General features: G+C 45.9%; 14 protein-coding genes. 7 read left to right on the top strand and 7 right to left on the bottom strand.

Features of this window, described 5'->3' with window-relative positions; translation table 11 throughout:
* Window position 1: 1 nt before the first annotated feature.
* The 6 genes from cydA to aspS all read right to left on the bottom strand — a co-directional run bounded on the left by cydA (window position 2) and on the right by aspS (window position 7,301).
* Window positions 2-1,588, bottom strand: a complete 1,587-nt coding sequence (gene cydA / locus R7044_RS03990) for a cytochrome ubiquinol oxidase subunit I (protein WP_005378311.1) — start codon at window positions 1,586-1,588, stop codon at window positions 2-4.
* A 461-nt stretch (window positions 1,589-2,049) separates the two neighbouring features.
* Window positions 2,050-3,054 carry a Holliday junction branch migration DNA helicase RuvB gene (gene ruvB / locus R7044_RS03985; protein WP_005378312.1) on the bottom strand — a complete coding sequence of 335 codons (1,005 nt, stop codon included), beginning with the start codon at window positions 3,052-3,054 and terminating at the stop codon, window positions 2,050-2,052.
* A gap of 286 nt (window positions 3,055-3,340) precedes the next feature.
* Window positions 3,341-3,952 carry a Holliday junction branch migration protein RuvA gene (ruvA, locus tag R7044_RS03980; protein ID WP_005378313.1) on the bottom strand — a complete coding sequence of 204 codons (612 nt, stop codon included), beginning with the start codon at window positions 3,950-3,952 and terminating at the stop codon, window positions 3,341-3,343.
* 67 nt (window positions 3,953-4,019) lie between these two features.
* Window positions 4,020-4,541 carry a crossover junction endodeoxyribonuclease RuvC gene (ruvC, locus tag R7044_RS03975; protein ID WP_005387909.1) on the bottom strand — a complete coding sequence of 174 codons (522 nt, stop codon included), beginning with the start codon at window positions 4,539-4,541 and terminating at the stop codon, window positions 4,020-4,022.
* A gap of 92 nt (window positions 4,542-4,633) precedes the next feature.
* Window positions 4,634-5,380: a YebC/PmpR family DNA-binding transcriptional regulator gene (locus tag R7044_RS03970; protein ID WP_005378402.1), complete on the bottom strand. Its 747-nt coding sequence runs from the start codon at window positions 5,378-5,380 to the stop codon at window positions 4,634-4,636.
* A 142-nt stretch (window positions 5,381-5,522) separates the two neighbouring features.
* Window positions 5,523-7,301, bottom strand: a complete 1,779-nt coding sequence (gene aspS, locus R7044_RS03965; RefSeq protein WP_064353747.1) for an aspartate--tRNA ligase — start codon at window positions 7,299-7,301, stop codon at window positions 5,523-5,525.
* Window positions 7,302-7,607: 306 nt separating this feature from the next.
* Here aspS and R7044_RS03960 point away from each other — a divergent pair, with 306 nt between their 5' ends.
* The 7 genes from R7044_RS03960 (at window position 7,608) to R7044_RS03930 (ending at window position 14,215) form a co-directional block, all read left to right on the top strand.
* Entirely contained in the window at window positions 7,608-8,441 is an 834-nt protein-coding gene (locus tag R7044_RS03960) for a DUF72 domain-containing protein (RefSeq protein WP_225455363.1), read from the top strand.
* Between the two features lie 93 nt (window positions 8,442-8,534).
* The gene (gene cmoA, locus R7044_RS03955; RefSeq protein ID WP_017635063.1) at window positions 8,535-9,272 is read left to right on the top strand and encodes a carboxy-S-adenosyl-L-methionine synthase CmoA; all 738 of its coding nucleotides are present in this window, start codon (window positions 8,535-8,537) and stop codon (window positions 9,270-9,272) included.
* 81 nt (window positions 9,273-9,353) lie between these two features.
* Window positions 9,354-10,325: a tRNA 5-methoxyuridine(34)/uridine 5-oxyacetic acid(34) synthase CmoB gene (gene cmoB, locus R7044_RS03950; RefSeq protein WP_017820038.1), complete on the top strand. Its 972-nt coding sequence runs from the start codon at window positions 9,354-9,356 to the stop codon at window positions 10,323-10,325.
* 276 nt (window positions 10,326-10,601) lie between these two features.
* The gene (locus R7044_RS03945) at window positions 10,602-11,348 is read left to right on the top strand and encodes an ATP-dependent zinc protease (protein WP_005378391.1); all 747 of its coding nucleotides are present in this window, start codon (window positions 10,602-10,604) and stop codon (window positions 11,346-11,348) included.
* An 11-nt stretch (window positions 11,349-11,359) separates the two neighbouring features.
* Entirely contained in the window at window positions 11,360-12,865 is a 1,506-nt protein-coding gene (locus tag R7044_RS03940) for an inactive transglutaminase family protein (RefSeq protein WP_005378389.1), read from the top strand.
* A gap of 3 nt (window positions 12,866-12,868) precedes the next feature.
* Window positions 12,869-13,837: an alpha-L-glutamate ligase-like protein gene (locus tag R7044_RS03935; protein WP_005378387.1), complete on the top strand. Its 969-nt coding sequence runs from the start codon at window positions 12,869-12,871 to the stop codon at window positions 13,835-13,837.
* A 225-nt stretch (window positions 13,838-14,062) separates the two neighbouring features.
* Window positions 14,063-14,215 carry a hypothetical protein gene (locus R7044_RS03930; protein WP_005378381.1) on the top strand — a complete coding sequence of 51 codons (153 nt, stop codon included), beginning with the start codon at window positions 14,063-14,065 and terminating at the stop codon, window positions 14,213-14,215.
* A 143-nt stretch (window positions 14,216-14,358) separates the two neighbouring features.
* Here R7044_RS03930 and mukB read toward each other — a convergent pair whose 3' ends face one another.
* Window positions 14,359-18,822, bottom strand: a complete 4,464-nt coding sequence (gene mukB / locus R7044_RS03925) for a chromosome partition protein MukB (RefSeq protein WP_205391102.1) — start codon at window positions 18,820-18,822, stop codon at window positions 14,359-14,361.
* Window position 18,823 lies beyond the last annotated feature (1 nt).

Genomic DNA, 18,823 nt, shown 5'->3' with positions numbered 1-18,823 from the left:
CTTACGCTTCTACTTGGCGACTAACTTTGTCTTCAACAGAGTCAGCATTTTGCTCGAAGTGGTAGCGACCCGTTTTCAGGCTACTTGGGCCTTTACGAGCGAATTTCAACATTAGGTAAACTTCTGCAATCAGGAATACCGTGTATAGCGCCAGAATTGCGAAGAGTGAAGTCCAGATTTCACCTGCAGTTAGCGCAGAAGCTGCAACATGCACTGGTAGAATTTCACCTACAGCCCAAGGCTGACGGCCGTACTCAGCGACGAACCAACCCGCTTCAATTGCAATCCAAGGTAGTGGAATGCTAAATAGTGCAGCTTTTAGAATCCATTGTTTCTGTTCAATCTTCTGACGACACGTTTGGATAAACGCCGCACCAAAGACAAACAACATGATGAAGCCACAAGCAACCATGATACGGAATGACCAGAATAGCGGCCATACTGTTGGGATTGAGTCGTCCGCAGCAGCTTGGATTTGCTCTTCTGTTGCATCAACAACATTGTCTGTGTAGCGCTTTAGAAGTAGACCGTAACCTAGGTCACCTTTCACTTCATCAAACGCAGTCATGTTTTCTTCTGACTTATCGCCCGCACGAAGCTTCTCTAGAAGTTCATAAGCGTACATGCCGTCACGAATACGATCGACGTGTTCATCACGTAAATCACGAAGACCTGTTACTTGCTCATCAAAAGAGCGTGTCGCGATAATACCCATTACGTAAGGGATCTTAATTGCGTAATCGGTATGCATCGTTTCCTGGTTAGGAACACCAAATAACGTAAATGCGGCAGGTGCAGGTTCAGTGTGCCACTCTGCTTCAATTGCAGCGAGTTTCACTTTTTGAACTTCACCAAGCTCATAGCCAGATTCGTCACCAAGAACGATGGTAGATAAGATAGCTGCAATACCGAAAGAAGCAGCAATAGCAAACGAACGACGAGCAAACGCAATGTCACGACCTTTTAATAGGTAGTATGAACTGATGCCTAGAATAAACATTGCGCCACAAGTGTAACCAGAAGCAACCGTATGCACGAACTTAACCTGAGCAACTGGGTTTAGTACAACCTCAGAGAAGCTCACCATTTCCATTCGCATGGTTTCGAAGTTGAAATCTGCGCCTACTGGGTTTTGCATCCAGCCGTTTGCGATAAGAATCCAAAGAGCAGAGAAGTTAGAGCCTAGTGCCACAAGCCAGGTAACCGCTAAGTGTTGGCGTTTAGATAGACGATCCCACCCGAAGAAGAATAGACCAACAAAAGTTGACTCCAGGAAGAATGCGACAAGTGCTTCGATCGCTAGCGGTGCACCGAAGATATCACCTACATAGTGGGAGTAGTAAGACCAGTTCGTACCAAACTGGAACTCCATGGTAAGGCCTGTCGCCACACCAAGTGCAAAGTTAATACCGAATAGCTTACCCCAGAACTTGGTCATGTCCTTATAGATTTGCTTGTTCGTCATTACGTACATCGATTCCATAATGGCCAGAAGGAAGGCCATACCAAGGGTCAATGGTACGAATAGGAAGTGATACATCGCTGTCAGTGCAAACTGCAACCGCGATAGATCAACTACGTCAATCATGGTAACTCCTATGTGTCGGCTGAATGACACTCTCTACATATTGCAATCCATATTCAGGTGTTATTTACACTTGAAAAATGTTGAATTATCACAACTCATTGTTGCAAAAATGTGCTTCATTGGTTAGTTAATTGTTAAGCATCAGCTAATATAGCTGGGGCTAATATTACTTGTAAAAACAGATTGTTTCAAAAGGTTTATAGCCGTAACGCGCTTTGATATACATCAATGTTTATGCGCGGAATTTGCACAAAAATCCATCACATTGATCTAGATCAACCAGTATTGGATACGGATGTTAAGAGAGAGTAATCAGGAGAGAAATTAACCAGTTGCAAGCAAACATCGAGTTAACAATCAATGCTTTTTACTTACTAAACCAGTATGAGAAAAAATTCAAAAAATGTGAGTTTGGTCAACTTTAATGAAGCGCTGGGCAACAAAGGCCCAGCGAGGGAATCTTATTTTTCAATTCCGAAATGCAAATACGCACGATCTGTCGCGATTCTTCCACGCGGAGTGCGTTGTAAATAACCTTGCTGAATAAGATAAGGTTCAAGAACGTCTTCAATAGTGTCCTTTTCTTCACCTATCGCCGCTGCCATGTTGTCGAGCCCGACCGGACCACCACCAAATTTTTCCATAATCGCGAGTAGTAGCTTACGGTCCATGTAATCGAAGCCTTCGGCGTCCACATCAAGCATATTCAACGCCTTATCGGCAACATCGGCACAAATGTGACCATTGCCTTTCACTTCCGCATAATCACGAACACGGCGTAGCAAACGGTTAGCAATACGTGGTGTGCCACGCGCACGTCTTGCCACTTCCAATGCACCTTCAGGTTCCATTGATAAACCTAAACAATCCGCGCTTCGCTGCACAATATCTTGAAGGTCTTTTATCTTATAAAACTCAAGGCGCTGAGTAATACCAAAGCGATCGCGCAATGGTGACGTCAAAGAGCCCGCTCGGGTCGTCGCACCAATTAACGTAAACGGTGGTAAATCGATCTTAATAGAACGAGCGGCCGGACCTTCACCGATCATAATATCCAGTTGATAATCTTCCATCGCCGGATATAGCACCTCTTCAACCATCGGACTCAAGCGGTGAATCTCATCGATGAACAACACATCGTTTTCTTCAAGGTTGGTTAACAGCGCGGCCAAATCGCCTGCTTTCTCAAGTACAGGGCCTGAAGTAGTGCGAATGTTCACTTCCATTTCATTGGCAACGATATTCGCAAGTGTGGTTTTACCCAAACCTGGGGGACCAAAAATCAAAAGGTGATCAAGTGCTTCGCTACGTAACTGAGCAGCTTTAATGAAGATCTCCATTTGGTCACGGACATGGTCCTGACCTTGGTAATCCGCTAATTTTTTTGGCCGAATAGCACGATCAATGACATCTTCATCACGAAAGGCAGGGTTTTCTGGCGCGATTAAACGATCGGCTTCAATCATCTTTTTACCTTGAAAAATGGTTACCTGAGAGAATAATGCCGCTCGTTTAACAGCAAGTGGCATATTTCTATATCTCGTCATCCTGTACAGCGACGAAGGAGCGTGATACAGGATCTTCTATCCGAGCGATTTATGGTCAAATTGTTTCATTAACCGCTCAGCGTGCTGCTATTAGATTCCCAGTCTCGCCAGGCTCGCTGGAATGACACAAAAAACATCGTTAAGCGATTGGCATTAACCTTAGAGAATGAGTTATCTTGAACAAATGTTCACTGTGCAACCAGCGTTACACCATTGATTTTAGAGCTTCACGGATCATTTGCTCACTGCTCATGTCCGGTTTAGCGATCTGAGATACCACTTTCGACGCTTGAGTCGGCTTGTAACCTAGAGCTAGAAGCGCACTGATTGCTTCTTCTTCTGCGTTGTTGGATGTTGCACCAGAATCCGCAGGAGCAGCATCCGTAAATGGTGTAAATAGATCGCCAGCGCCCCACCCTTTCAAGCGGTCTTTCATTTCAACAACCAATCGCTCTGCGGTTTTCTTGCCAACGCCTGGAAGCTTAACCAGCGTAGAAACGTCTTCATGTTCCACACAAGTAACAAATTGCGTTGCTGTCATACCAGAGAGAATACCAAGACCGAGTTTAGGACCAACGCCATTGGCTTTGATCACTTCACGGAAAAGTGCTCGTTCTTTTACTGTGTTGAAACCGTATAGCAATTGCGCATCTTCACGGACAACAAAGTGAGTATAAATAATGGCTTCTTCGCCAACATTTGGCAGTTCGTAAAAACAGCTCATTGGCATCTGGACTTCATAGCCAATGCCATTAACTTCAATTAATACTTCAGGTGGTTGTTTTTCAATCAGTATGCCACGAAGACGTCCAATCACTATAAATACTCTTTGGAAATGAATTTGCGACAGGATAATAAAGAACTGGATAGACATCCAGTTAATTTTAACGGTAGCGCCCTTTTCTGGCACTGGTTGCTTTGCCCGCTAACGCAACGAGAGTCTTGTTAGTATTGGCATGACAAATCGCCACACCTAAAGCATCGGCTGCATCCGCTTGAGGCTTGGCGGGCAATTTAAGCATCTGCTGAACCATATGCTGAACTTGCGCTTTGTCCGCGCCACCAGTGCCGACGACAGCTTGCTTAATAAGACGAGCCGCGTATTCAAATACCGGCAACTCCGCATTTACCGCAGCAACAATTGCACTGCCACGAGCTTGGCCAAGTTTTAGCGCTGAATCCGCGTTTTTGGCCATAAACACTTGCTCGATCGCGAAAACGTCCGGTTGAAACTGGGTAATGATTTCCGTGACGCCTGCATAAATCTGTTTAAGCCGACCCGGAAGTTCTTTTTCTGAAGTACGAATGCAGCCACTACCAAGGTATTGCAAGTGGCGTCCATTTTGACGAATGACCCCATAGCCGGTAATGCGCGAACCTGGGTCAATGCCCAAAATAATTGACATGAATGTTCCTAAAAATGAGGCCTAATTCGGCCTCAGTCTTTTTATTATTACTTGCTAACTTCGGAGCAAATACCGCTCCCGACACCTTGAGTTTAATCTAGCGTAGCCGCAACGTCGTCAGAGATATCACCATTGTGATAAACCTCTTGAACGTCGTCCAGATCTTCCAAAGCGTCAATCAAACGAAGTAGTTTTGGCGCAGTATCCGCGTCCAAATCTGCTTTCGTAGATGGGATCAGCGACACCTCAGCGTTCTCTGCCTCAAACCCTGCGGCATCAAGAGCATCTTTTACGAGTCCAAAATCGCCTGGGGCCGTGTAGACATCAATCGAGCCATCTTCTGCCGTTTCAATGTCATCAGCACCACTTTCTAATGCCACTTCCATTACCGCATCCTCATCTAAACCTGGGCCATATGAAATCACGCCTTTCTTGTCGAAAAGATAGTTGACGCTACCATCCGTCCCCAGATTACCGCCTGACTTTGAGAATGCATGGCGTACGCCAGATACCGTACGATTTCGGTTATCCGTCATACATTCGACCATGACCGCCGTACCACCTGGACCATAACCTTCATAGATCACGGTTTCCATGTTGTCGTCGCCTTCACCACCAGCACCTCGGCTGACAGCGCGGTTGACAGTGTCACGTGTCATGTTGTTAGACAGTGCTTTATCAATTGCTGCTCGCAAACGTGGGTTATTTTCTGGCTCACCGCCCCCCTCTTTTGCCGCAACAACGATTTCACGGATTAATTTAGTAAAGATTTTGCCGCGCTTCGCATCTTGCGCTGCTTTACGGTGACGAATATTCGCCCATTTACTATGACCAGCCATAATTCACCTTTTAATGTATTTTGACGCTTAATAGCAGACATGTTCTAAAAAGCGTTGCTTGGGAAATTGCTTTGGAAGTTTCTTGGGTTTATTTAAACAAAAACTCCCGCAGTTGCGGGAGTTTTCTTCAAATGTTGTGCGCTTATTCTGCGTCTTTTTCTTTCGCTGCAGTTACTGCGATTGCTAGCTCTTCTAGCGCTGCTGGGTTCGCAATACTTGGTGCGTCTGTTAGTAGACACGCCGCTGCTGTTGTTTTAGGGAACGCAATAACATCACGGATGTTCTCTGTGCCACATAGCAGCATTACTAGACGGTCTAAACCAAATGCAAGACCAGCGTGTGGAGGCGTACCGAATTTCAGCGCATCAAGCAGGAAGCCGAACTTAAGCTGTTGCTCTTCAGGTGTGATACCTAGAATATCAAATACGGCTTCTTGCATATCTGCGTTGTGGATACGAACAGAGCCGCCGCCCACTTCGTAGCCATTTAGAACCATATCGTAAGCGTTAGAATTTGCCGCAGCAGGGTTTGCTTTTAGCTCTTCTGCAGTCACACCTAGAGGCGATGTGAATGGGTGGTGCATCGCGTGTAGGTTGCCTTCGTCATCTTCTTCGAACATTGGGAAGTCAACAACCCATAGTGGAGCCCATGCAGACTCATCCGTTAGCTCTAGGTCTTTACCTAGTTTCAAACGTAGCGCACCCATTGCTTCTGCAACGATGCCCGCTTTATCAGCGCCAAATAGGATAATGTCACCAGATTCCGCTTGAGTACGATCTAGAATGCCGTTGATCACGTCTTCATTTAGGAACTTAGCGACTGGAGATTGGATACCTTCCATGCCCGCTGCACGGTCGTTAACCTTCATCCAAGCTAGACCTTTCGCACCGTAGATGCCAACGAATTCACCGTAGCCATCAATTTGCTTACGAGTCAAAGATGCACCACCTGGAACGCGAATAACGGCAACGCGGCCTTTTTCGTCGTTTGCTGGACCTGAGAATACTTTGAACTCAACATCTTTCACTAGGTCAGCAACGTCTACTAGTTCCAGTGGGTTACGTAGGTCTGGCTTGTCCGAACCGAAACGACGAATCGCTTCGCTGAACGGCATTACTGGGAATTCACCTAGGTCAACATTTAGTAGCTCTTGCCACATTTCACGAACCATTTTCTCAGTCGTTGCACGAACTTGGTCAGCCGTCATGAATGACGTTTCGATATCGATCTGAGTGAATTCTGGTTGACGGTCAGCACGCAAGTCTTCATCACGGAAACACTTAACGATTTGGTAGTAACGGTCAAAACCAGACATCATTAGAAGCTGTTTGAATAGCTGTGGAGACTGAGGAAGCGCGTAGAAGCTGCCTTTGTGAACACGGCTAGGTACTAGGTAGTCACGAGCGCCTTCTGGTGTCGCTTTTGTTAGTACTGGTGTTTCAATGTCTAGGAAGCCGTTGTCATCTAGGAAACGACGAACAAAGCTAGACGCTTTAGCACGTAGCTTGATACGGTCGCTCATTTCTGGACGACGTAGATCTAGGTAACGGTACTTCAGACGTTGCTCTTCAGAGTTCTTTTGGTTGAAGTCTAGAGGCAGAACATCAGAACGGTTGATGATTTCAAGACCTTTCGCAAGGATCTCAACTTCACCTGTTGCCATGTCTTTGTTTACTTGGCTTTCTGGACGAACGCGAACTTCACCAGTTAGCTTGATACAGAATTCATTACGAAGTGTGTTAGCCACTTCATACGCATCTGCCATATCTGGATCAACAACTACCTGAACGATACCTTCGCGATCTCGCATATCGATAAAAATAAGACCGCCTAAATCACGACGACGGTTAACCCAGCCGCAAAGTTCTACAGTTTGTCCTGCAAGGGACTTGTTCAGGTGACCACAGTAATGGGTACGCATAATGAAATTCCCAATCTCTCAAATGTTGTTAACTACGCTCTGTCAGCCTCATTGCTAAGCAGAGTAAAGATTCAGTTATACGCTGAATGTCCACGAAAATCGACTACTCAACATACAATTACGTGTGTTTTATCATTCACTGGTGCTTTTTAGTACAACAAATGTTCAAAAGCTCACCAAAGCGAAAAAATTGGGGAGGATTATAGCGTGAAATTACCTATTTCAGCAAAACTCTCGTAAAGTATTCACACGAGTAGCAAGCAGTAAAGAATAATGGATAACTTACCTCTTCGACTTGGATTGACAATGTGGTCGCACAATCAATGGCAACAAAGTTTTTACGGCAGCGGGACAAAGCCCGCTGAACGTTTAGAAAGGTATGCGCAAGTGTTTCATACCGTGGAAGGCAACACGACATTTTATGCCACACCGACGCTCAATACAGTGCAAAACTGGAGAGCCGCAACCCACGATGATTTTCGCTTTACTTTCAAACTTCCTAAAGCCATTACTCATGAGCAAATGCTAAGAGGTTGCAGCGAACAACTGAGAGACTTCATGAAAGTCATGGAGCCTTTGCATGACCGTGTAGGCCAATGGACAATTCAATTACCAGCCGCATTTGGTCCTGAGCACCTTGATCGACTGAAAAAGTTCTGCGCGAGCTTTCCACCTAACTTCCCTCTCGGTGTTGAGGTTCGCCATATGGCATTTTTCTCCAAAGGCGAAGAAGAGCGAGCACTTAACCAATGGTTAGTAGAGAATAATATTGACCGCATTATTATGGATAGCCGCCCAGTCTTTGCCGCTAAGCCCGACAATGAGGCGATTATTGATGCACAAATGAAAAAACCACGAGTCCCTGTTCACGCCATTGCTACCGCTTCACATCCTTTGATTCGCTTTATTGGTCATCCAGAAGAACAACAAAATTACGAGTTTTTTAAACCATGGCTCAACAAGTTGCCACAATGGATTGCCGAAGGTAAACAGCCATATGTCATGATCCATACCGCAGACAATATAATTGCGCCAGAGTTGGCCGCAAACCTATATAAAGACATACAAAAGCGTATCACACTCCCTGAGTTATCACCTTTCCCAGCTGACGATGGCAACTCGCAGTTACAGATGTTCTAACGCAACACATGACAGAGGCGCGAAATTCCCATAAAATACGCGCCTTTTTTGGTGCCTGACATTTTCAGGCGGCTTGTATGCAGAGACTTAGTTATGAACCCTAAGAGCAATCCAGATACTATTTTTTCGGCTCCAATCGATAAAATTGGGGATTTCACGTTCGATGAACGCGTAGCGGAAGTATTTCCTGACATGATTCAACGATCGGTACCGGGTTACAGCAATATCATTTCTGCAATCGGTATGCTGGCAGAGCGTTTTGTAAAACCTCACTCAAACATCTATGACCTTGGCTGTTCTTTGGGTGCTGCAACATTGTCTATGCGTCGCCATATCAAACAAGAAGGTTGCCAAATCATCGCAGTGGACAACTCTCCTGCAATGGTTGAGCGTTGTAAACTTCACGTCAACGCTTACCGCAGTGACACTCCTGTGGATGTAGTAGAAGCAGACATTCGCAATATCGAAATTGAAAACGCGTCAGTGGTGGTGTTGAACTTCACTTTGCAATTCCTCTCTCCAGAAGATCGTTACTCCTTGCTCGAAAAAATTTACGCTGGCCTTCGTCCGGGCGGCATTTTGATTCTATCTGAGAAATTCGTCTTCGAAGATGAAGTGTCGAACGAGCTGTTAATTGACCTTCACCACGACTTTAAACGTGCGAATGGTTATAGCGAACTAGAAATCAGCCAAAAGCGCAGCGCGATAGAAAACGTAATGCGCCCAGATTCAAAGAAAGAACATAAAGAGCGTTTCGCTAAAATTGGCTTTTCTAGCTATGACGTTTGGTTCCAATGCTTTAACTTCGGCTCCATGTTCGCGATTAAATAGACCATGCATACAAAGCCTGAACCATACCGATTTCGGCTTTTGTTAATAATTTATACCCATCAACTCAGCGATTAACTAACTATGTTTAACTTTGCAAATTTCTACCAATTGATTGCCCAAGACACCCGTCTTCAACCTTGGCTTAATGTGCTTCCACAACAGCTAACGGATTGGCAAAATGCAGAGCACGGTGACTTTGGTCGCTGGTTGAAAGCCCTGAACAAAATCCCAGCGGGTAGACCGGACAACATCGACATTGTTGATTCTGTCACGATTTCAAACAATGAGCCCATGCCTCAAGGGGAACTTAAAAAGCTAGAAAGCTTACTTCGTACATTCCATCCTTGGCGCAAAGGCCCATACAACGTACACGGCATCCATATTGATACTGAGTGGCGCAGTGATTGGAAATGGGACCGCGTGCTTCCGCATATTTCACCATTAAAGAATCGCAGCGTACTCGATGTAGGTTGTGGTAACGGATACCACATGTGGCGCATGCTAGGCGAAGGTGCACGCTTAACTGTCGGTATCGATCCATCTCACCTGTTTCTAATTCAGTTCGAAGCAATTCGTAAACTAATGGGCGATGACCAACGTGCACACCTATTGCCATTGGGTATTGAACAACTACCTAAGTTAGAAGCGTTCGATACGGTATTCAGCATGGGCGTGCTTTACCATCGCCGCTCGCCTCTCGATCATTTAGTGCAACTAAAAGATCAATTGGTATCTGGTGGTGAACTCGTATTGGAAACACTCGTGATTGAAGGTGATGAGAATGCAGTACTGGTCCCGACTTCTCGTTACGCGCAAATGCGTAATGTCTATTTCTTCCCTTCAGCAAAAGCCCTAAAAGTGTGGTTAGAATTGGTCGGTTTTGAAGATGTTCGTATCGTTGATGAAAACATCACATCCGTAGATGAACAACGTACCACAGATTGGATGACGCATAACTCTCTACCTGACTACTTAGATCCGAACGACCCAAGCAAGACTGTAGAAGGCTACCCTGCCCCTCGCCGCGCGGTTCTTGTCGCTCGCAAATCATAATTCGCTGAGATTCCTGACATTGTCTTAACTCATTTTACGAGTTAAGACATTACCCTCTTTCCTCGTAATGAGCGAGTTTGATTTTTGAATCCATTTTTCACGTCAAAATATAAGCACGCTCTAAATAAGGATGCGCTTTTATGTCCTTGATTTTTGGCTTTTCATCACTATTCCTCAAACAATAAGTAATAGAGAAACATTCTTACTTGTGAGGCTTTATCGATATAAGCTAAACTCCTAAAAAATAAACAACTTAATCCAATCCCAAGGTTTTCAATGTTATTACGATTGACCCCGATTGTTGCCATCGCCTTACTATCTGGATGCTCACTAACCAAAGGCGAACAGTACCACCAAGAAACGTTAGCGGCGATTCAAAATTCAGAAGCGAATGTCAATAATCGCATTACCAACCTAGAGCTACAGCTCAGCAACCAATCGGACTATATCGACAGCCTTGAAGAACAAGTCGATAAACTACAGGTTGAACTTCTTACATTTCGCGATGAAGCAATGGCAGAAGTAAAAAAACCGAAAGAGCCGATTATTGTCCAATCTCCCGCTCCTGTGGAACCAACCCCAACTCACGATATTGTCCTTGGCTCTATCGAAAAGGTCACTGTAGAGTCGATTAAGCAAACTTTTGATGCACGTATCGACACTGGTGCCGCGACGTCGTCTTTAAATGCCGTTGATATTGAAGAGTTCGAAAGAAATGGCAAAAAATGGGTCCGATTCCACTTAGCAGACACCAGTAAATCCGAAGAAGAGAAAAGTACTTGGATCGAAGCTCCTGTCATTCGCTACGTCAAAATCCGCCAGGTTACCAGTGAAGAGTTAGAACGCCGCGCTGTGGTAGAACTTTGGGTGCGCGTTGGAAAAATTCATGAAAAAGCGCAATTTACGTTGGCAGATCGCTCACATATGAACCATCCTATTTTACTGGGTAGAGAATTTATGCGCGACATAGCACTTGTCGATGTAAGTCGTACCTATATCCAAACGGACGAAGATAAAAAATAATAAGGTAGATTATGACGTCAAAAATACCGTTTTACCTTTCTATCATCTTATTGGTGATTGCGGGCATTGCTCTGAGTGTTTTCAGACATGAAAACTACGGCGTGCCTTGGACGCCAGGCGAAACTCGCCAGGTATGGGATGTAGAAGCTCGTATTGAGTTCAATGCTAACGGCAACGAAGTAAAAGCGTCACTTGCAGCACCTCATACACAAAGTGGTTACACACTTATCGGTGAATCTGCTTCCTCATCAGGTTATGGCGTTTCCTACATCAATGACGATTCAGGCCGTCGTGCAGAATGGTCAATTCGCCAAGCTCAAGGGCCACAAACCATATACTACAAAGCCCAGTTCTTAGTAGACCCTCAGGCTAAAGTCACTCCTTTACCGCCAACGGAAGACATTACGCCACCAACGCTATCAGCACCACAAGCAGCAGCGGCAAATGCCCTTATCGAACGTGCGATGAGTCGCTCAGCCGATAATGTGACGTTTACTCGTGAGCTTATCAAAGCGCTTAATGACCCAGATAGCCAAAACTCGTCGCTACTACTGAACGATTTCAGCCGTACTGATGCACTGCATAATATTTTGCTTACCGCAGGTATACAAAGCAAAACCGTCGGTGTTATCGAACTAGAAGATGGTCGTCGACGCCAAACAATTCAACCAATGGTTCAGGTTTGGTCAGGTAAAGATTGGGTACTGTTTTCGCCAAAATCCGAACAAAAAGCAGTGAAACCCAACTTGTTAGTGTGGGATGAATCAAACGTATCCTTACTTGACCTTGTTGGTGGTAAAAATAGCCAAGTGCATTTCTCGATGATTAAGCAAGAAATGACACCACAACAAGCTACAAACAACAAAATAGAAGCAGATGGATTACTGAATATTTCAATTCATAGCTTACCTTTGGAAGAGCAAGCGATGTTCAAAACCATCATGCTCATCCCTATTGGTGCTCTGATCGTTGTGTTCTTGCGTGTGATTATCGGCCTGAAAACATCCGGTACCTTCATGCCTGTGTTGATTGCCGTTGCTTTTGTTCAAACTCAACTATTAACGGGTATTGTCGGTTTCTTGCTAATTGTAGGTACAGGCCTGATTATTCGAAGCTATTTGTCTAGGTTGAACTTATTGCTGGTAGCAAGGATATCTGCGGTCATTATTACCGTTATCATGATCATCTCGGTGTTCACCGTTGTTGCGTTTAAGATGGGCTTAACGGAAGGCCTAACAATTACCTTCTTCCCTATGATCATCTTGTCTTGGACGATTGAACGTATGTCAATCCTATGGGAAGAAGAAGGTGCGAAGGAAGTTGCTCTGCAAGGTGGTGGTTCATTGCTGACAGCGGTATTAGTTTACCTTGCAATGACGAACTCATACATTCAACACTTAACCTTTAACTTCATTGGTCTACAGTTGATTGTTCTGGCCGGTATTCTATTACTAGGTACTTACACAGGTTACCGCCTCACTGAGCTACGACGCTTCAAACCACTAGCGGAGGACTAAACGATGTTCGAAAGTTTTACTTCGCCGTCTAAGCTTCGCCATAAAGGCATTATGGGGATGAACAAGCGTAACCACAGCTATATTGGCCGTTACAATGATCGTTCTAAATACCCACTTGTCGATGACAAGCTAAAGACCAAAATTATTGCACAGGCAGCAGGAGCAACAGTTCCTGCCCTGATCGGTGTCATTCATAACCAAGCTGAAGTTAAGACTATCCACAAAATGGTTGAGAACTGGCCTGGTTTTGTAATCAAACCTGCACAAGGTAGTGGCGGTAAAGGCATTCTGGTTGTTACGTCTCACAAAAACGGGGTATATACCAAACCCTCCGGCTCTACAATTGGTAGGGATGAGGTCGAGCGTCACATTAGTAATGCGCTTGCTGGCCTTTTCTCTCTTGGTGGTAAAAATGACGTTGCTGTGGTTGAAAACTTAATCAAGTTTGATGACTGTTTTGATGGCTTCAGTTATGAAGGCGTACCAGATGTTCGGATCATCGTATTTAAAGGTTATCCAGTTATGGCGATGATGCGCTGTTCTACAGCGGCTTCCGACGGCAAAGCAAACCTTCACCAAGGTGCCGTAGGAGTAGGCATTGACATCGCGACAGGTAAAGCCGTCAGAGCGGTGCAGTTCGATCATCCAGTGACTCATCACCCTGATACAGGTAAAGACCTTTCGACCCTTCAAGTACCGCATTGGGAGCGCTTGCTGGAGCTTGCGTCAAGTGCCTGGGAAATGACAGGTTTGGGATACATGGGTACGGATATGGTGCTGGATAAAGATGAAGGACCTATGGTTTTAGAGCTTAACGCTCGCCCTGGTCTGGCAATCCAAATCGCTAATGGTGCAGGCTTGCTTCCTCGTTTGAAACACATAGAGAGCCTTGGCACACCTGCTGAGTATCCAAAACCGATTGAACGCGTCGCTTACGCAGCAGAGCAGTTCGGTGTGAAGCCGTTGTTCTAACCCTCCGACCTAATGTTCGTTATTACTCGCCAGTAATTGTCATGATTACTGGCGTTTTTGTTCCCGCATCCAAAAACCTTGCACTTGCTCTCCTTATTAAACACATCCTTCTCATATAAGTTGAATCAATGATCGAGCTAACAAAATCAACATAGATCGTTTCTTTTCTACTTTGCCTTTTGAGTATGATGAGAGCTCCCCTTACTCAACTTGAGAGGTTGGGAAATGCTAATAAAAGAAACAAATAATGATGAACCAGAGCTTGAAGAACAAGAGAGCTTAGACCAACACCTACAACGCTTGTCTGAGCTTTCTGTCCAAGCACTTGAAGAGCTTGCTGAAATGATCGAAGTCAGGGACGATATTCCAGAGGAATAAACGTCGCTTCCTCATTAAGTTCCGCTAATAAGCCGAGACTGCCGTCCTACAGTCTCGGCTTATCTTATGTAGTTCGAAGCCTGCCTCGCAAACAGATACAAAAACGCCCGCGTTCATTGCGGGCGTTTTGTTAGATTCGAAGTTTACGATTCAAACTCTTCAATCATCTCTTGTGCTTCAGTCTTAGGCTTATCCGTTTGACCAAAACCACGCAGACCAACCACGTGTACGTGTTCGTGATCTTTAAACACCTTACGCACCAGTTTGTAGGTCGTACCTTTCTCTGGGCTGATGTTTTCAGGCGCCGCGATAAGAAGCTGCATATCCAGACGGTCACATAATTCGAACAATGTCGCGATCGATTTCGCATCCAGACGCGCTGCTTCATCCAAGAAAAGCAAACGACAAGGCACAATGTCTTTGCTGCGTAGACGACGAGACTCTTCTTCCCAGCTTTGCACGACCATCAGAAGGATTGACTGACCGGTACCGATCGCTTCGCCTGTTGATAGTGCGCCAGACTCAGCCTGTAGCCAACCATCTGTACCACGGTTCACTTCTACACTTAGCTCTAGGTAGTTACGGTAATCCAGTAGCTCTTCACCCAGAACCTGAGGAGAACGTTGACCCATATCGATATGTGGGTTCACACGTTGGAACAGCTTCGCCATTGCTTCGGAGAAAGTAAAGCGAGTCGATTCAAACAGGTCTTTGTGCTGCTCTTGCTGTGTCGCTAGACCGTTCAGTAGCACTTCGTGACTTTCGCGGATCTTCACGTTTAGACGTACGCCCTTCACCTGACCAAACGAGATGTTCGACAGGCCTTGGTTCAGCATACGAATACGGTTTTGCTCACGCTGAATCGTCTTCTTAATGATGCTCGCTACTGACTCAGAGCTGATCGCTAAGCGGTTTTCACGTTGGGTTAGCTCTTCCGTTAGACGCGCTAGCTCAACTTCCATCTCTTCGATCGCTTCAACTGGATCATCAGTACGGATGATATCCTGACGAATGCGCTCGCGAAGATGTTGGTAAACCGCGATGTAGAACAGAACTTTACGCTCTGGACGTGCATTGTCTTCTGATAGACGCAGCGCATCACGCAGGTCGTCATTGTTCGCAACCGCGAGACGCAGCGCACCCAATGATTTATCCGACATTGAACGCAGTTCATCCGCTGACATATAAGCCAGTTCACGCTTGTGTAGACGACGCTCAACATCGTTCTCACGCGCCAGACGAAGTACTGAACACCAGCCAGCTTTCGCTGCAACCACGAACGTACGTAGCTCAACGTATTCTTTCTGAACTTTCTTCAGACGTTTCGCCAAGCCTTTCATCTCTAGTTCAGTAGAGGTGATCGTGCGCTCGTATTCGCTCTTACGACTGCGAGACGTGTGTAGACGCTCGTGCAGTTCGTCACGACGACGCATTGCACGTTCTTCCGCACCTTCGTCCGCATTAACACCAAACTCTTGAAGTTCTTGTTTGAACTCTTGAACCGTTTCCAGTTTCGCTTGGTGTGAACTCTTCAATGATGCCAATACTTGGTTGTATTGGTTCATTTGACCCTGCGATTGCTTCAACTCTTCACGAGAGCGAGTACGCATTTGTTCAGCTTGAACCAGTTTAGCTTTTAGCTGCTCACTCAGTTCGCTACTCTTGTTCAGTAGGTCTACTGAATCTGAGTAAGCGAAGTAGTGACGACGTTCAACGAGATCCGAGAGTGCAAAGATTTGCTTCTTAAGATCTTGTAGCCGCTCGTCTGCCGCTTTGTATTCTGCTTCTAGTGCATCGAATTGCTCTGGGTCAGCATCAAGCGCAGACGCAATATTCTCTAATTGCGTGACGGCTTTTGCATGGTTGTTTAAGAAGTTTTTTGCCTCTGCAAGCTGAGCGATTTTCTCTTCTAGCTCATCAAAACGCGCTTGCAATGACTCATCTTCAACAAGCACCATGTGTGACGCTAGCTTGTCCAGAGAAGACAACGCTTGCTTGCTGGTTTGAAGCTGAGAACGTTGTTGTTGCTCTTTCGCATCCAGATCCGCCAACACGCGAGCAATTTGGTTACGCTTATCACGAATAGTTGCCAGTGCTTGTTCTGGATCGGCGTCAAAAGCAACCTGAATGTGGTTAGACACAAATAGGTTAAACGCTTGGTACAAGCGCTGCATTTTCTGAGAATCAAACGCCGCTTTTGCGTGTTTCTCTACCACTTCTTCTCGTTCGTTACGCAGCAACTCTAGACGCTGCTCACGTGCCGCGCGGCCAAACAATGGGATCTCAGGCAAGCGAGAGTAACGCATTTGGCGATCGTTCATACGAACGCAAACCGCGCCCTCTAACTCTTCTGCATCGAACGAGCTGTCATCAAAGGCATCGATGTCACCTTCAATGATGTACAAGTCTTCTGGACAGTCGTCTAGCTCTACCAGTTTCTCTTCGATGCCTGACAAGTCAGAAACGACGATAGCGTGACGAGCCGGACCGTACATCGCACTGAAGTAAGGCGCGTCATCAATCGTGATGTCATCGTAGATCTCAGACAGCAATACACCGCCCAGCGTATCTGCCAAACCTTTCAGGCGAGGGTCATTTGAACCACCAGGAGAAGCAAGACGCTCAATCTCAGAGTCTAGCTGGCTACGGCGCTCAGCAAGCTTATCTTTAGCTAAAGACAGCTCCCTTTCTTGTTCAAGGACAACTTGCATGTGGTTCATTACCGCATGGCGATCCTCAAGCTGTTCACCGCTCTGCTCTCTCAGTTTCTCTAGCGCATCGTTCGCCGCAATCCAAGCTGGTGCTATTGCTTCAAGCTTACTGATTTCTGCCACCGCGTTTTGCTCTAGACGGCGCTGTTCACCACGCTGATCACGAACTTCTTCTTGAGCTATCTCTAGTGATTCGATTTGCGTCGCATGACGTTCACGTTCTTGTTCAAACGTAACCTCATCGGTTAGTTCAACGTGATATTGCTTTTTGTATTCAGCAACCAGTTCACGTGCTTGACGCTGCTGGTTAAGGCTGCGTTCGAGATCACGGTGTTGTGCTCGCCATTGTTGTTCGTTTTGTGCAATTTGTTGTGACTCACGCGCTTTCGCAATTGCAGTTTTCGCATGTTCAGACGCGTCTTTGCGCTCAACTTGACCAACGATGCTTTGTACCAGTTTAAGCGCGGTTTCAAACTGCTCTGCCGCTGCAGAAGACATGTCCAGTTTGTGCTTAACCGATAGCAACGCATTGGTGTGTTCTGATTCTTTGCTCTTAAGCTCAGAGACAAGCGCTTGAGCCGATTCCGCCGTTAGGCTGTCATCGCCAAGTAGCTGCTTCGCTTTCTCCAGCGCTTGAACTGCTTGTTGATATTGAAGGGCGCGAGTTTGCTGAACGTCAAGAGCTTGCTGGTAATCAGCAAGTTGCGTCTTAAGGCTATCCACCTCTTCTTCTGCAACGGTAGCTTGCTCTTCAGCCATCATCACGCGTTCTTGCGCTTCTTCCACTACCATCATTTGTTCTTCAAGACGCTCGCTCAGCTCTTCAAGATCTTCTTGGTAGCGTTCGATCTTCTCTTGCTGACGCAGCGCGTTTTGCACCAGTTGCAAGTGATCAGAAGCCGCTTGGTAGTCTTGCTCTAAAGAAGATTCTGATTCGATCAGCAGTTCCAGCTCTTCTTGAACGCGATTAAGCAGATTGTTTTGCTCAATCAAGGTCTCGCGAGAACCAAATAACTCTGAACGCAAAGACAATGTCTGTTCTAGTTTTTTACGACGCTCGTTAGCATGGCGCATATAGTCCGCTGCCACGTAGTTAGTCGACTCTGTGATCAAGTGTTTGAACAAGTCACGGTCTGCTTGCGTAGTTTTGATCGCTTCTAGCGTCATGCGGTTTTCACGCAGCGCCGATTCCATATCTTGGAACGCTTTCTTCACGCCGCCGTTTTGTGGCAGAAGGTAGTCACGTAGCGAACGGGTAATCGCACTTGAGATACCACCGTAAAGCGATGCTTCGATCAGGCGGTAGAATTTAGAACGGTCACCAGAGTTACGCAGTTTCTTCGGAATCACACCGAATTCAAACATTTGTGCGTGGTAATCCACGATAGAAGAGAAGGCTTTAAATTGAACGCCTTCAAATTCTGCGATTGATTCTTTTACTTCATTGATTTGACGTACACGAGCTTGAGTCGCAGATACGCTTTCAACCAAGATATCTGTTGGTTTCACATGGCTTGGAAGACCTTGGATAACAAACGGTTTGATATCTACTTTCTTATCACGACCTGCAACTTGCTGCAGTTTTACTGCGAACAATAGGCGTTGGTTACGTGAGTTAACCACGTCAAGCGCCGCATAACACGCGCCCGGCTGTAGCTTACCGTACAGACCTTTGTCGCGAGACGATTGGCTGCTGCCTGCTTCTGTCGTGTTACGGAAGTGCAGCAGCGTTTGGTCAGGAATCAATGCGGTGATGAACGCCGCCATTGTGGTTGATTTACCTGCACCGTTACCACCTGATAGCGTGGTGACCAGACCATCGATGTCAAACGTACGGGCAAAGAAGCCGTTCCAGTTGACCATGGTCAGCGATTGGTATTTACCGCGTTCAATCATG

This window comes from Vibrio sp. 1402 (assembly GCF_033340275.1).
This window is presented reverse-complemented; position numbering and strand designations above follow the sequence as displayed.